Below are 14,645 nucleotides of genomic sequence, written 5' to 3' on the forward strand. Positions count from 1 at the left end.
TCATTTGTCTTTTGTTTTCGGATAGACAATTTATACAAGCCTAAGAATTGTAGTGCCAAAGCGGAGCAATCGTAGGCCAGATGGGGCTCAGGGGTGCAATTGTTGTTGGTGGGGCGACTTTTGCCCCGCCTACAACAAGGCCGAGCTTAGAGACTCTGCCGATTTTGCAGAGGCTCTAAGTCGTGCCCACCCCGTTCCAGCCCCAGCTGGCCGGAGATTGCGGAGTTTGGCACGGCAAAGAATTCTTTTTATAAGCTAAGCCAACAACATGCGATACAACGTGCTGATCGGTAGACCCATCACATTGTAAAAGTCGCCGTGAATGGACTTAACCAGCAAGGCTCCGGCATCTTGAATCCCGTAAGCACCGGCCTTGTCTTGATAAGCATCTTCCTGCAAATAGGACTCGATTTCTGCTTCCTCAAGTGGCCAGAAGGTGACGTCGGTGCCTACGACTTGTTGGCGCACCGTGCCATTATCCAAACGTACCCATAAGCCGGTATACACTTGATGGGTTTGGCCGCCAAGTGCGGTGATCATCTGCTTGGCTTCTTGCCGGCTATGCGGCTTGCCCAGCAATTTGCCCTGAAACGCCACCATAGTATCTGCCGCGATAATCGTAGAACCCGGATAGCTGGGCACCAGCGATTCGCCTTTTGCCTTCGCGAGACTCTGGACATATTCCGGCGGCGCTAAAACCGGCAGCGCCCGCTCATTAATCGCGGCCGGATGGCTCTCAAAACTGGGAATAATTCGCTTGAGCAATTCCTGCCGCCGCGGTGAGTGACTTGCCAATATGATCATGCCTGCATTTCCCCGCTTTCATGACTATCTTGAATCCGTTTGAACATTTTCTCCAGATCTGTATTGGAAAAGTGCACCAGAACCGGCCGGCCATGCGGGCAATTAAACGGATTCTCGCATTGCGGCAGCTTTTGAATCAGTGCGCGCGCCTGCTTGTCGTCCAAATGATGATTAGCCTTGATGGCCCGTTTACAGCTCATCATGATGGCGGTTTTTTCCCGAAACGCCGCCACCGTAATTTTACCGTCGCGCAGCACCCAATCCACCATTTCCTTGATCGTATCCTCTTCCTGGCCGGCTTTAAACCAAGTCGGGTGATGTTCAACTACAAAACTATTTTGGCCGAAGTCTTCCAGATACAGGCCGACTGATTCCAAAACATCGCGGTGCGTCCGAATATCAATCGCATCGGCGGCGGAATAATCCAGGACAATCGGCACTAATAAGTGTTGCTGATCGGTGCTGACTTTGCCGATTTCCTGACGATAAAATTCGTAGTTGACCCGCTCCTGCGCGGCATGCTGATCCAAAATATACAGACCGTCGCTGGACTCAGCTAGCAAGTAAGTGCCGTGAACCTGCGCCAAATACGTTAAATCCGGAAATCGCTCAGCTGGTTCGTTCCGCTTCAGATCTTGCGCTGGCAAGTCTTCCACCAGCGCTGGCGCTACATTGGCATCCAACTGCTGATAACGCTGATCCCACGCAGCCAGCCGTTGCGGTTCGCTAAAGATTGGCCGATCATCCAAATCATCCATGGTTAAGTCCGGCGCTGTCTCGGCAGACGGCGTTGATCCAGCTTGAGGCGTATTTACAGGCTGGTCATGGGTTTCTTCGCGTAGTTCAGTTCCCTGCGGCGGCGTTGGTGCAGCTGTTTTCGGGCTGATTTTATTCAGCGTTAATTCCAGCTGATCCAGGTCATAGTGCTCACGTTTAGGCAGGTTATCCAACGCGTCTGGAATGAGATTTTCTTTTGCTAACCGACTCCGAATCGCTTCACTCAGCAGATGGCTGAGCTGATCTTCCTTGCTCAGACGCACTTCCGCTTTCGTCGGATGCACGTTGACATCGACCAAGGCTGCATCCATCTGAATCGTGATGACACCCATCGGATACCGCCCGACCATGAGCTTGGAGCCGTAACCGGCAATCACGGCTTTGGTGAGCTGAAAATTCTTGATATAACGACCATTGACGACCAGGCTCAAGTAATTGCGCGAGGCCCGCGTGGTTTCTGGCAAACTGGTTAACCCACTCACTTGAAAATCAAGATCCTGCGCCTGAAAGTCAACCATCGACCGCGCTACTGGCAAGCCATAGATTCCCGCAAGCGTCTGCCGCAGATCGCCTTGACCCGCAGTCCGAACGACCATATTGCCATCGTGCGACACCGTAAAAGCAATGCTGGGATTAGCCAAGGCCAGCCGACTAACGATATCGACAATTTTCCCAAGCTCGGTCTGCTGTGACTTCATGTACTTCAGGCGCGCTGGTGTATTGAAGAACAGATCAGACACTTCAACATCCGTGCCCCGGCGATGCGCCGCCGTAGTTTGATCCTCGACTTTGCCACCCTTCACGTGAATCTTGGCGCCGATGCCAGAATCTGTCGCCGTCGTTAACGTGACATCGGCAACCGCCGCAATACTGGCCAAAGCTTCACCGCGAAACCCTAACGAATGCACATTAAACAAATCCCGCGTCGTCAGAATTTTGCTCGTCGCATGGCGCAAAAAGGCGGTCGCAACATCGTCAGGATCAATCCCGACCCCGTTGTCGCTGACCTGAATTTTCTGCAAGCCAGCTGCTGACACCTTCACGTCAATCTGGGTTGCCTGGGCATCGATGCTGTTTTCCACTAATTCTTTTACCACGCTGGCCGGGCGTTCAATGACTTCCCCGGCAGCAATCTGATTACTTAACGTGGCCGATAGCTGATGAATTTTTGGCATAAAATCACTTCTTCTTTAAACGTTTCTGAAGGTCGAAAATCAAATTCATGGCGTCCATTGGCGTCGCATCCATCAAATCAAACTTAGCTAGTTTCGCCAAAATCGGACTGTTCTTCGGTTGCGGTTTAGGCTCTTCAAAAAGCGACAATTGTTGGTCCGTCACCTGGCTTGGGGCTGCAGGCACGGTTTTCTCCGGCGTGGCGGCTTCAAGCTGCTTCAGAATCGCATCGGCACGATTCAATAAGTCTGACGGCAGGCCAGCCAATTTGGCCACATGAATCCCATAGCTTTTATCTGCCGGCCCCGGCATCATTTTGTGCAGGAAAACCAGGTTGCCATGCTCTTCGACCGCACCGACATGGACATTCTTGAGCTTCGCCAATGAATCCGACAGACTGGTCAGTTCATGATAATGGGTGGAAAATAGCGTCTTGGCATGCACGTGATCATGCAAATATTCGATAATCGCCTGTGCCAGCGCCATGCCATCATAAGTCGCCGTTCCGCGTCCGATTTCATCAAAGAGAATCAGACTCGAAGCCGTTGCATGACTCAGTGCCGCGTTGGCCTCTAGCATTTCGACCATAAACGTGCTTTCCCCATTCGCCAAGTCGTCCGCCGCGCCAATGCGGGTGAAGATTTGATCAAAAATCGGTAAATCCGCAGCATCAGCCGGGACGAATGATCCAGCTTGTGCCATGATCACAATTAACGCCAACTGCCGCATGTAGGTACTTTTCCCGGACATGTTAGGGCCGGTAATCAGCAGCATATCCGTATCCTGATCCATGATGACATCGTTAGGGATATAGCTGTCTTGCCCCAAAACGTGTTCGACAACCGGATGGCGGCCGCCTTTAACATTAATGTCGTGGGTGCCGGCATGCATCGTCGGCCGGACATAGTGATTGTTTTCAGCCACTGTCGCAAAACTTTGCAAGACATCCAATGCCGAAATCTGGGCGGCTAACGCTTGGAGTCGTTTAATCTGAGCTTTGACCTGATCGCGAATATCCTGAAAAAGATCATACTCCAGCGCGGTTGAACTTTCCTGTGCTTCAAGAATCAAGGTTTCTTTTTCCTTCAGCTCAGGCGTGATAAACCGTTCGGCATTTGTCAGCGTCTGTTTGCGCTCGTAGCGGCCTTCCGGTACCTTGTCCAAATTGGACTTAGTAACCTCGATAAAGTAGCCAAACACCTTGTTATAACGGATTTTCAAGTTGTGGATGCCGGTGGCCTTGCGTTCTGATGCTTCCAGTTCCGCAATCCACTGCTTGGAATTCTTCATGGCATCGCGGTACTCGTCTAACTTCTTATTGTAGCCGCGTAAAATCAGGCCGCCGTCGGTCACCGAAATCGGCGGCTCCGGCTCGATCGCCCGGCGAATCAACCCGGCAACATCACTGACTGGGTCGATTTTACCGCGAAGTGCCTTAAAACTGCCATCATCAAGCTTGCTTAAGACATCCTGAATCGCCGGCACCTGATCAAGTGAAGTTTGCAGCTGAATCAAGTCGCGCCCGTTAACCGTACCAAAAGCCACGCGACCGGCTAACCGCTCCAGATCATAAACCTTTGTCAGACGTTCCTGTAACTCGCTACGTTCAAAAAAGTGATCCAGCAAGTCCTGAACCTGATTTTGTCGTACGCTGATCGCGCCAATATCCAGCAGCGGCCGCTCTAACCACTGCTTCAGCAAACGCCCGCCCATCGCGGTTTTCGTTGCGTCCAGCAAAGACAATAACGTATCGCCTTTGCGCCCGGTACGACTGTTTTGCAGAATATCAAGATTGCTGCGGGCATCCTGATCCATTTCCAGATACGCTGACGGTTGGTAAGCCACGGCTTTTTGGATATGGGCCAAGCTCCGTTTCTGCGTGTTCAACAAATAAGCCATCAGCATTTGCACAACGGCGGCTTCGGCGGGATCGGTCAGATCTTGCGACACATAACTGCCTTCACTCGTTGGCTGACTGTCAGGCTGAACTGACAACAAACGCTCGCCTTTTTTCAACATGGCTGCGTCATCATCAGTCAGGTCTTCTGGCACCACGATTTCTTTGGTCGCGAGGGCACTCAATTCGTTTTCCAAGGCAAATTTACTTTTGAGATCGGTCACCTTCAGCTCGCCGGTGGAAACATCGCCATAAGCAAAGGCATAACCGCCAGCGTGTGGCAAAACAGCAGTAATGTAATTATTTGTCTTTGCGGCGCCGGCTTTGATGTCGACATTGGTCCCCGGGGTAATCAGCTGGATCACGGCGCGCTTGACCATCCCCACGGCTTTTTTAGGATCTTCCATTTGCTCACAGATAGCGACTTTATACCCATGATCAATCAGAATATCAACATAACTCTGCACCGCATGATGCGGCACCCCCGCCATCGGAATCGGATCATCCGCACTCTTATTTCGTGCCGTCAAGGTCAGCTCAAGCAACTGTGCGCCTTTAATGGCATCATCGTTGAACAATTCGTAAAAATCGCCAATTCGATAAAATAAAAATGCATCCGGATACTGCGCCTTAATCGCATTATACTGTTGCATCATTGGCGTATCACTGGTTTTTTGCGGCACAAACTTCACCCTTTGTCTTTGACTATCTCTGACGTTCTATAACCTATATTTTAACAGGTGCGTCAACTTCACGCCAAACCTGTTCAAAACTGTTTAGCAGAAAACAAAAAGCGAATGAACCCACACCTATGGAATTCATCCGCCTCTATTGCATGTCTCTCCAACCTGCCTAAACGGTCACTTCTTCAAATGATAACTGTAAGTGGCAATAATCACGTTTTCGCGGCTTGCAAACGCAGCGCGTAAACGGAAGTTGGTTTGGTTATGGAGAATATTTTGCCATTTTTTGCGCGGTACGAATTGCGGAATTAGCACCGTGGTCGTGAAGTTGCGTTTAGCAGCATTCCGCGCCACGATGTCGACGAAGCGAATTGTCGGTACCTCAATCGAACGATACGACGAGTGAATATCGACAAACCGGACATCCGGAAAATCAGCCCGAAATTCGCTTTGCGTTTCTTTTTCCTTATTCGGATTCTCATCCATCGAGACGTGCATCGCAATGACATAATCGCCGATGGACTGCGCATAATTCAGCGCGGCGCGGGTCACCCGCGTCACATTCCCGACAAGCACAATGACGGTGCTGCCATCGTACTCATGCTCCTCAACATCTGCCGGCAATCGTAACTGCGCGGCCACTTTACGATAATGATCATGAATCTTGTAAAACATAAAGATGGCGAGCGGCATGACGATGAAGAACGGCCAGATATCAAACAGCCGGTAAGCAAATAAGATGACCAGAATCGCGAACGAAATCAATGCACCAGAAAGGTTGGCGACCGTTTTGCCAATCCAGCCCTTGCCGCGGTGCCGGAACCAGTGAATGATCATCCCGGTTTGCGACAACGTAAACGGAATGAACACGCCTACCGCATACAACGGAATCAGGCGCTCCGTGGAGCCTTGGAAAATGGTGATCAACGCCGCCGAGCCCAGCGCCAAGGTCAAAATCCCATTGGAATAACCCAACCGATCGCCGCGATCCAGGTACATATGCGGCATAAACTTGTCCTTAGCCAAGTTAAACGCTAAGACCGGGAAAGCCGAAAACCCTGTGTTGGCAGCAACCGCCAAAATTAACGCGGTCGCAAATTGAACGACATAATACATGATGCCGGTGCCACCAAATGTTTCTTTGGCAACCTGTGAAAGTACCGTCACCTTCGCCATCGGCACTAAACCATACCAGTAGTTCAAGAACGTGATCCCGGCAAAGAAGAACCCCAGAATGCCAGCCATAATCGCTAACGTTTTGGCTGCATTCTTTTCCTTGGGCAACTTGAAAAACGGCACCGCATTACTGATCGCTTCAACCCCGGTCAGTGAACTGGATCCGCTGGAAAACGCCCGGAAAATCAACGCCATCGACACGCCGGGAATCGCTGCGCCGACCAGTGAAGTTGCCTTATACGGAATGGCACCACTGACAACCTGATAAAGTCCCCAGACGATCATCACGGTCATCACAAGCACAAATAGATAAACCGGAATCATCAGAAAATTAGCCGATTCGCTCATGCCACGTAAGTTCATGCCCATCAAGATAAAAATGATGATCAGCGAAATCGCCACCTGATGGCCATACAGCGCAGGAATCGCACTAGTGATCGCCTCGGCGCCGGCCGAAACCGAAACCGATACCGTCAGCATGTAATCAATCAGCAACGAAGCACCGGCCGTTAAACCGGCATTGCGGCCCAAATTCTCGCTGGCAACAACATAGGCTCCGCCACCACTAGGGTAAGCATGGATAATCTGCCGATATGAAAGTGTCAGCGAAATCAGCAAGACTAAAACGAACGCCGCAATCGGTAACGAATACCAAATTGCCGCAGCCGACAGTGTCGTGAGGACCAAGACAATCTGCTCGGTCCCATAAGCCACACTGGACAAAGCATCTGACGACAGCATCGCCAATGCTTTGAAGATGTTAAGCTGTTGACCACCTTCCTCGGAAGATTTCAAAGGCCGCCCAATGAACAGCCGTTTCAAGTGCATCATTTTCTAAACTCCTATTAACCCACACCGGTTCAAAAATTTTAATGAATCGTAAACAAACATGCATTAGTGTACTCTAAATTTCGGCTTACGCCCACCTTGTTTCATCTTAACTTATATGTGCCGCCAGAAACACCGGTTGGATTGATATTTGTCAGCGGGTATGGTTCGGAAAAAGCCGCGATCAGGCACTGCTCTATAAAGAAGCTAAGGGGTGCCGTTGACTGCTAAGTTCTGTAGCGCGTTTGGTAGCCCAGAAATTCAGGTGCAAGAACCTCAACCCCAATGGCAAAAACCGCCATTGGGGTTGAGACTACTTACGCTTTATTGAAGCATGCCGGTTCACGCTCGACCATAACGCGCTCACCGGCGCAGAAGTCTGCGTGTAAGGACCTTGGTCGCAATGGTCAAAGCCCGACCATCACGCCCAAGGCCACTTACACTCCGACTTCTAACCGCGCCGGTTCACGCTCACTTCTCGATAATAACAACATCATGCACTTTCAATTTACGATGAACTTCATGTTCGATCTCGCTTTTGGCGGCGTGGTCGATTTTTAGCTCGGTCTTTGGTGTGTCTGGCAATAGTTTCTCGAGGACAAAATCAATTTCGGCATCTTTGATGGTGCGCTTGTCATGAGTCAGGACAATATCGATTTGGTCGAATCCTTCCACATAATAAACATGTACCGATCCTAACGTGTAAAGTTCAAAATACTTGACCGGCTTGCGACTATATAAAAAGCGCATGGTGTGCGGAAGCATTTTGTGTAAACTGGCATTAAGCCGAATGGGATTTTGAACTAATTTCATATAAATCGTCCCTTCTGTCTGACATTGAAAAAGTGACTTTAACTGTTTACCAATTTTATTTTATCAGGGAAACGTGGTCAATGCCTATGATAACGCTTGGAACGTGCTCGTGAGGCACAATATACAGGTTACAACGCACTCCTGATCGCGGTGCACAAAAAAACACCAGCAAAGTTCGCTGGTGTTTTATTTGTGTTCTTCTTTTTAAGGATAGGACGAAATTACATCATGCCGCCCATACCACCGGCTGCCGGGTTTGCACCTGCAGCACCCGCGTTGTTATCCTTTGGTTCTGGCTTGTCAGCAACAACCGCTTCAGTGGTCAGCATCAAAGCAGCAACTGATGCAGCATTTTGCAATGCGGAACGGGTAACCTTGGTTGGGTCGATGATACCTGACTTAGCCATGTCTTCCCATTCACCGGTTGAAGCATTGTAACCAATGCCTTGCTTTTCCTTCTTCAATTGTTCAACGATGACAGAACCTTCGCGGCCAGCGTTTTCGGCAATCTGGCGAACAGGTTCTTCAAGGGCACGCAGAACGATGTTGATCCCGGTCTGAACATCGCCTTCTTCTTTCAAAGCAGCAACGGCAGGGATGACGTCAACCAAGGCAGTACCACCGCCGGCAACGTAACCTTCTTCAACGGCAGCACGGGTCGCGTTCAAAGCATCTTCGATCCGATACTTACGTTCCTTCAATTCGGTTTCGGTTGCAGCACCGACCTTGACAACCGCAACCCCGCCGGCTAACTTAGCCAGACGTTCTTGCAACTTCTCACGATCGAAGTCGCTGGTTGTGTCGTCAATTTGCTTCTTGATGATGTTAACCCGTTCAGCAATGGCATCCTTGGAACCTGCGCCATCAACAATCGTGGTGTTGTCCTTGGTAACGGTAACTTTGCCGGCACGACCCAATTGTTCAATCTTGGTATCCTTCAGATCCAAGCCAAGATCGGAACTGATCACGGTGCCACCGGTCAAGGTTGCAATGTCTTCCAGTTGTGCCTTGCGCCGATCGCCAAAGCCAGGGGCCTTAACTGCAACAACATTGAAGGTACCACGAATCTTGTTAAGAACCAGGGTTGGCAATGCTTCGCCGGCAACATCGTCAGCAATGATTAACAGTGCCTTACCTTGTTGAACGATTTCTTGTAATAGTGGAAGAATGTCCTGGATGTTGGAAATCTTCTTATCGGTAATCAGGATATATGGATCGTCCAGATCAGCTTCCATTTTATCATTGTCGGTTACCATGTATTGACTCAGATAGCCGCGATCAAACTGCATCCCTTCAACAACGGAAAGTTCAGTGTCGATCCCTTTGCTTTCTTCGATGGTAATAACACCATCATGGCCAACTTTTTCCATAGCGTCCGCAATCAGATTGCCGACTTCTTCATTGGAAGATGAAACCGAAGCAACCTGGGCGATTTCCTTCTTGCCGTTAACCTTGTGGCTGATCTTGTGCAGTTCATCAACCGCTGCCTTGGTCGCCTTTTCGATACCGGTCCGAATGCCAACTGGGTTAGCACCGGCAGTTACGTTCTTCATACCTTCACGAATGATGCTTTGTGCCAGAACCGTTGCGGTTGTGGTACCATCACCGGCGATATCGTTTGTCTTGGATGCAACTTCCGCTACCAACTTAGCGCCCATGTTTTCGTAATGGTCTTCTAAGTCAATTGACTTGGCGATCGTAACACCGTCGTTGGTGATTTCCGGTGCGCCATAGCTCTTATCCAAAACAACGTTGCGGCCTTTTGGTCCTAAAGTTGTTTTTACCGTGTTTGCTAACTGATCCACGCCACGCAGCATAGCGGTACGTGCATCCTCAGAGAATTTAATTTCTTTTGCCATTGTTTTTATTCACCTCAAAATTGATCGATTATTTTTTACGCAATTGCCATAATGTCTTTTTCGTGCAGTACGAGGTAGTCTTGACCTTCATACTTTACTTCAGAGCCGGCGTATTTGTCGTATAATACAGTATCACCAACTTTGACAGCCATTGGCAGACGCTTGCCTTCCGGTGTCAAGGCGCCTTCACCTACTGCGACAACTTTGCCGGTTTGCGGCTTTTGCTTGGCATTATTGGCTAAGACAATGCCGCCAACAGTCTGTTCCTCTTCTTCAACGACCTCGACAATCACGCGATCTCCTAATGGTTTTAACAAGGCAATCCCTCCACATTACATTTTTTGATTTAGCACTCGCTATGTCTAAGTGCTAACTACAAAAGTAACTATAACGAGTTTTCCGGGTGAATGCAACCCCAAAACCCGGGAATGTTATACTAATTTCAGATATTTTTTCAAAGGAGTCCCCTATATGTCACTGCAAAAACATGCCTTTTCCGTTATCGGTGCTTACCTCGTCACGTTTATCGCTAACCTTTTGATTTTCCAATTCATGCCGGTTGGGCGGCTCAGCCTTGGTATTGTGACCTTAATCAGTGTCATCGCAATGATTGCTGCGGCCTATAGCGAACGGCAACTGGTCATTGCCAACGCGATTGAAGCCCCTGGCGTCCTCGCACCACAACAGCGCGTTTTCTGGGGTGTCATCGGCATTGCTGGCGTCTTGGCTGCTCAGTTAGTCGGCTCATGGCTTGAAATGTTCCTTTTTAAAATGCCGCAAACCAATAGCCAGATTCATCAGCAGCTTCCCAGTATGACCACCAATCCCTGGTACTTTTTGGCAATCGGCCTCGCCATTCCCGTTCTGGAGGAGCTGGCTTTTCGTAAAGTATTGTTCGGTAATCTGGTTAATGTCACTGGCGTTTTCGGTGGCGCTTTGATCGCCAGTCTGTTATTTGCCGTGACTCAACCAGGCGGCCACTGGCTCAGCGCGACCTTGGTTGGATTGGTTCTGGCCTATGATTACCGTCACACCGGCGCCATCAGCACTGCCATCATCTCCCATGTCGGTGCACTATGGGTGGTTTGGCTATATTACATTGCCCACGCGCTGTAAACGTAATCGAATATTAATCTCGTTGGCGCATTCAATCTTCTATAATGGAAATAATGTTTTTATAAAGGAGCCGTTCAAAAATGGAGACCCGTTCAAATCACCGCCACCGTCAACCGCCTAAACGTTTTCGCTGGGGACGCCTCATCGGCTTAATCGTCATTGTCGGCCTGTTTACGGTTGGCGCCTATGCCCTGCGCCTCTATAGCCAGGCAAAATATGCCATCGATAATACATACCATGCCACCAAACACGTCAGCACGGACATCGCCCAAAAGAAGCCATTTGCAGTACTCCTGCTCGGGGTCGACACCGGTGCTGAAGGACGCGTTGAAAAGGGCAACTCCGATACCATGATTGTGGCCGTCGTCAATCCGAAGACCAACAAAACCACCATGGTCAGCATCCCCCGCGATACGGCTGCTGAATTGATTGGCACCAAAGAGTTCAATATGCAGAAAATCAACGCTGCATACAATGTCGGCGGTTCTGATATGGCCATCAACACAGTCTCTAAACTTGTGAATGTGCCGATTTCTTATTATCTGACGATCAACATGGGCGCGCTGGAAAAAGTCGTCAATGCGGTCGGTGGGATTGACGTTGATGTTCCGTTTTCATTCCAGGATCCATACACTGGCAACCAGAAATTCAAAAAGGGCCGCATGCATTTAAATGGCAACATGGCACTTGCCTACTCACGAATGCGCCACGCTGATCCGGAAGGCGACTATGGCCGGCAAAAGCGTCAACAGCAAGTGATCAAGGCCATTTTGAAAAAAGCCGTTTCTGTCGGATCGCTTGGTAACTTCACCAAACTCATGGACACGATTTCCAAAAACATTGCCACTAATCTGAGTTTTGCCGATATGCAAAGCATTTTCATGAACTATCGCGGCGCTGCCAAAACCATCACAACAGATCATCTCAAAGGGGTTAATGCATGGGTCGGTGACGGTGCTTATCAAATCGCCTCAGATGCCGAAATGCAGCGGGTTTCCGATAAGCTGCGCAAAGCACTGGGCCTGCAAACCGAAACCATCAGCAACGAAGAAACCAAACAAAATGCCAAGAACACCCAGTTTGATTTCAAGGCAACAACCGATCAGAATTACATTATCTTCACACCTTATGATCGTTAACATGCATGTAAGCAAAAACCGCCTACCGACTTATGACGTCGGCGGCGGTTTTTTAGTGGCATAGAACTCTGCTCAGAATTATCGAACCATCAGTTGTTCTTGCGCACGCTCGCGATGCAGCCACCAGAGACCGAGCGCGAGAACACCGATAATGGAGACACTGTAGGACAACAATTCATTTTGGAACAGCCAATCGCCAAAATTGAAAGGGACAACAATCAAGGCATAGACAAAAATGACCCAGCGGAGTTTTGGCAACAATAGGATGTCGCCCTCGTTTTCCAGTGAAATCCGGTCAAATAGCCAGCGGGTGAGCCAGTAACCAGCCACGCTAATCGTTAACGCCAGTATAAACAAGGGCAGGAATAACTGATCGCCACGCGGTAAAAGTGACCAATAAGAACGGTGGTTCACAGCGTTATAAACCATGAACCGTTGAATCGCACTGGCACCAAGCCACCCGCCAAAAAGCCCAAAGACAAACATGCCGAACAACGTGGAAAAAATACTGCCAACGCCAATGCCAACGGTGAACAAAAAGCTGTCAATGGCCAGATTCATCATCAATAAGCCCAAAATATTCAAGCCGCTAATGCCAACATACTCGGTCGGCACGCCAACGAAAATACCAAGCAGAAGAATGCCGATGCCAAGTGTTGTAGTTCCGAGTAAACACGTCAGCCCATACCAGTAACGGGCAGCAAAAAATTGTCTTCGCTTAAATCGGCTTTTAAACATGGCCACATTAAAACTGCTTGCCTGATCCATCCCAGCCATAGCTAATCCGAGCAGTAATGGGATTGCGTAATGGATGATCGTTATGATTTGTCCGACCACTAAAGACGAATAAAGCTTATCGCGTTGCGGCATAACAAAATAACGTTGTTCCTTAAGGTAAGTTGCATAACTTTCATTTACAAGGCTTGTATCATGATATTTAGCCGCTCTTTTTTTCTCCTCAATAAACTGTGTGAACGTCATAGTATTTTTTTGTTGCTCGTGATACGTGTTTAACGACTCACCCGTATTAAGCAGCGCCAGCAAAATGACAAAGATAAACATGACCCGGATCAGCACCTTATGCCTAATCCGAACAAGTTTCAACAACTGATGATCACCCATCTAGCCCACCTCCGCATGTTTTTTTCGAAATTCAACTTTAAACAAATCCGACAACGACAATGGCAGGCTTTCGTTCAAAACCGGCTGCTCAGCTTGCAGTGCCGCTTGCACATCTGGTGTGAAATCAGGAAAAACGACTTCAATGACGCGCCCACGGATATTCAAAATGCGGCCATGCTGTTTGATCACCGCCGGAATTTCCTTGGTTCGGAATACCAGCTGCAGTTTCACCGCTTGCTGACGGACATTTTCCAACGTAAGATCGCGGCTGATGCGGCCATCTTTGACGAATAAAACACGATCGGATAAACCGTCTAATTCGGCGAGATTGTGGGACGCAATCAGAAAAGTCCGCTGACCATCGGCTACCGCATCCACCACCAAATTGACAATGCGCTCACGAATCAAGACATCCAGCCCGTCGAATGGTTCATCGAGAAAAACATACGGGGATTGGCTCGCCAAAGCCATCGCCACCATGACCAGCGCCTGATACCCTTTGGATAGCCCCTGAAACCGTTGGCCACCGGTTAACCCGAATTTTTTAATCAGGTGCAGAAACGCTGCTTGATCGAATGAAGGGTAAAGCAAGGCATACGTTGTCGCAATTTTGGCCAATGCATACTTGCGAAAGAATAAATGTTGCTGATCTAAGTAAAAAATGGCTGCTTGTTGCGGCGATTCGTTTGTCAGATCATGCTGATCCAACGTGACCGTCCCGCCGTCAGCGATATACTGGCGGGTGACGGTACGAAAAATCGTGGTTTTGCCGATACCATTTGGGCCGACCAATCCAACAACCTGGCCGCGATCCAGCGAAAACGTGATATCGCGCAGGACTTCCTGATTGGCGATTCTTTTTTGCAATTTAGTCACGATTAAACTCATACACGATGCTCCTCCTTTTCAGCCAACCATGCTTGCAATGTCGCTAAACTGATGCCTAGGCTTTGTGCTTCCACGACAATTGCATCAAACTTTGGACGGAACGCCGCCACTGCTCTTGAATTCGCGTGTTTTAATGGCTCAGCCACAAATGTGCCGCGCCCAGGTTCAACGTAAATCACGCCGTCCGCCTCCAGTTGCTTGTAGGCTTTGGCGACGGTATTGGGATTCAGCTGTTCTTGCTTCGCCATTTCCCGCACCGATGGCAGTTTATCGCCCGGCTGCATAATGCCTTGTAGAATCCGGGTCTTAATCTGCAACACCAAGCGTTCATAGTACGCCAAATGAGTATATGAATCGGTTGCCATTCCGG

At 49.2% G+C, this 14,645-nt stretch carries 12 protein-coding genes; 2 read left to right on the plus strand and 10 right to left on the minus strand.

Features of this window, described 5'->3' with window-relative positions:
* Window positions 1-255: 255 nt before the first annotated feature.
* From LBCZ_RS10345 to groES, 7 genes are all read right to left on the minus strand, one after another.
* A complete protein-coding gene (locus tag LBCZ_RS10345) occupies window positions 256-804 on the minus strand; it encodes a Maf family protein (protein WP_025012733.1) in 549 nt (182 codons plus the stop codon).
* Window positions 801-2,756 (minus strand): DNA mismatch repair endonuclease MutL, encoded by a 1,956-nt coding sequence (gene mutL, locus LBCZ_RS10350; RefSeq protein WP_010491947.1) that lies wholly within the window; start codon window positions 2,754-2,756, stop codon window positions 801-803. The genes LBCZ_RS10345 and mutL overlap by 4 nt, the downstream gene beginning before the upstream one ends.
* 4 nt (window positions 2,757-2,760) lie before the next feature.
* Window positions 2,761-5,334, minus strand: a complete 2,574-nt coding sequence (mutS, locus tag LBCZ_RS10355; RefSeq protein ID WP_025012732.1) for a DNA mismatch repair protein MutS — start codon at window positions 5,332-5,334, stop codon at window positions 2,761-2,763.
* A 177-nt stretch (window positions 5,335-5,511) separates the two neighbouring features.
* Window positions 5,512-7,341: an APC family permease gene (locus LBCZ_RS10360; protein WP_039639293.1), complete on the minus strand. Its 1,830-nt coding sequence runs from the start codon at window positions 7,339-7,341 to the stop codon at window positions 5,512-5,514.
* A gap of 468 nt (window positions 7,342-7,809) precedes the next feature.
* Window positions 7,810-8,151, minus strand: a complete 342-nt coding sequence (locus tag LBCZ_RS10365; RefSeq protein ID WP_025012731.1) for a DUF1827 family protein — start codon at window positions 8,149-8,151, stop codon at window positions 7,810-7,812.
* Between the two features lie 221 nt (window positions 8,152-8,372).
* Complete coding sequence (gene groL, locus LBCZ_RS10370; protein ID WP_010491955.1) at window positions 8,373-10,010, minus strand: chaperonin GroEL; 1,638 nt, start codon at window positions 10,008-10,010, stop codon at window positions 8,373-8,375.
* Between the two features lie 35 nt (window positions 10,011-10,045).
* The gene (gene groES, locus LBCZ_RS10375; RefSeq protein ID WP_003567052.1) at window positions 10,046-10,327 is read right to left on the minus strand and encodes a co-chaperone GroES; all 282 of its coding nucleotides are present in this window, start codon (window positions 10,325-10,327) and stop codon (window positions 10,046-10,048) included.
* A 154-nt stretch (window positions 10,328-10,481) separates the two neighbouring features.
* Between groES and LBCZ_RS10380 the strand changes: the two genes are divergently transcribed.
* Window positions 10,482-11,126 (plus strand): CPBP family intramembrane glutamic endopeptidase, encoded by a 645-nt coding sequence (locus tag LBCZ_RS10380; protein ID WP_025012730.1) that lies wholly within the window; start codon window positions 10,482-10,484, stop codon window positions 11,124-11,126.
* 80 nt (window positions 11,127-11,206) lie between these two features.
* Window positions 11,207-12,265, plus strand: a complete 1,059-nt coding sequence (locus tag LBCZ_RS10385) for an LCP family protein (protein WP_025012729.1) — start codon at window positions 11,207-11,209, stop codon at window positions 12,263-12,265.
* Window positions 12,266-12,343: 78 nt separating this feature from the next.
* Here the strand turns inward: LBCZ_RS10385 and LBCZ_RS10390 are convergent, their stop codons facing one another.
* From LBCZ_RS10390 to LBCZ_RS10400, 3 genes are read right to left on the minus strand one after another with little or no spacing between them, the layout of a single operon-like run.
* Window positions 12,344-13,387: a hypothetical protein gene (locus tag LBCZ_RS10390; RefSeq protein WP_025012728.1), complete on the minus strand. Its 1,044-nt coding sequence runs from the start codon at window positions 13,385-13,387 to the stop codon at window positions 12,344-12,346.
* Window positions 13,388-14,275 (minus strand): ATP-binding cassette domain-containing protein, encoded by an 888-nt coding sequence (locus tag LBCZ_RS10395; protein ID WP_025012727.1) that lies wholly within the window; start codon window positions 14,273-14,275, stop codon window positions 13,388-13,390.
* Window positions 14,272-14,640, minus strand: a complete 369-nt coding sequence (locus tag LBCZ_RS10400) for a GntR family transcriptional regulator (protein WP_025012726.1) — start codon at window positions 14,638-14,640, stop codon at window positions 14,272-14,274. Before LBCZ_RS10400 ends, LBCZ_RS10395 begins: the two co-directional genes overlap by 4 nt.
* Between the last annotated feature and the right edge of the window lie 5 nt (window positions 14,641-14,645).

The organism is Lacticaseibacillus casei DSM 20011 = JCM 1134 = ATCC 393 (assembly GCF_000829055.1).
Taxonomy (GTDB): Bacteria; Bacillota; Bacilli; order Lactobacillales; family Lactobacillaceae; genus Lacticaseibacillus; species Lacticaseibacillus casei.

Excerpts from the sequence above, each read along its gene's own strand:
- LBCZ_RS10390 (WP_025012728.1), bottom strand. The coding sequence starts at position 13,387 with ATGGGTGATCATCAGTTGTTGAAACTTGTTCGGATTAGGCATAAGGTG.
- LBCZ_RS10380 (WP_025012730.1), top strand. The coding sequence starts at position 10,482 with ATGTCACTGCAAAAACATGCCTTTTCCGTTATCGGTGCTTACCTCGTC.
- LBCZ_RS10360 (WP_039639293.1), bottom strand. The coding sequence starts at position 7,341 with ATGATGCACTTGAAACGGCTGTTCATTGGGCGGCCTTTGAAATCTTCC.
- LBCZ_RS10400 (WP_025012726.1), bottom strand. The coding sequence starts at position 14,640 with ATGGCAACCGATTCATATACTCATTTGGCGTACTATGAACGCTTGGTG.
- LBCZ_RS10345 (WP_025012733.1), bottom strand. The coding sequence starts at position 804 with ATGATCATATTGGCAAGTCACTCACCGCGGCGGCAGGAATTGCTCAAG.
- groL (WP_010491955.1), bottom strand. The coding sequence starts at position 10,010 with ATGGCAAAAGAAATTAAATTCTCTGAGGATGCACGTACCGCTATGCTG.
- LBCZ_RS10365 (WP_025012731.1), bottom strand. The coding sequence starts at position 8,151 with ATGAAATTAGTTCAAAATCCCATTCGGCTTAATGCCAGTTTACACAAA.
- LBCZ_RS10395 (WP_025012727.1), bottom strand. The coding sequence starts at position 14,275 with ATGAGTTTAATCGTGACTAAATTGCAAAAAAGAATCGCCAATCAGGAA.
- LBCZ_RS10385 (WP_025012729.1), top strand. The coding sequence starts at position 11,207 with ATGGAGACCCGTTCAAATCACCGCCACCGTCAACCGCCTAAACGTTTT.
- mutL (WP_010491947.1), bottom strand. The coding sequence starts at position 2,756 with ATGCCAAAAATTCATCAGCTATCGGCCACGTTAAGTAATCAGATTGCT.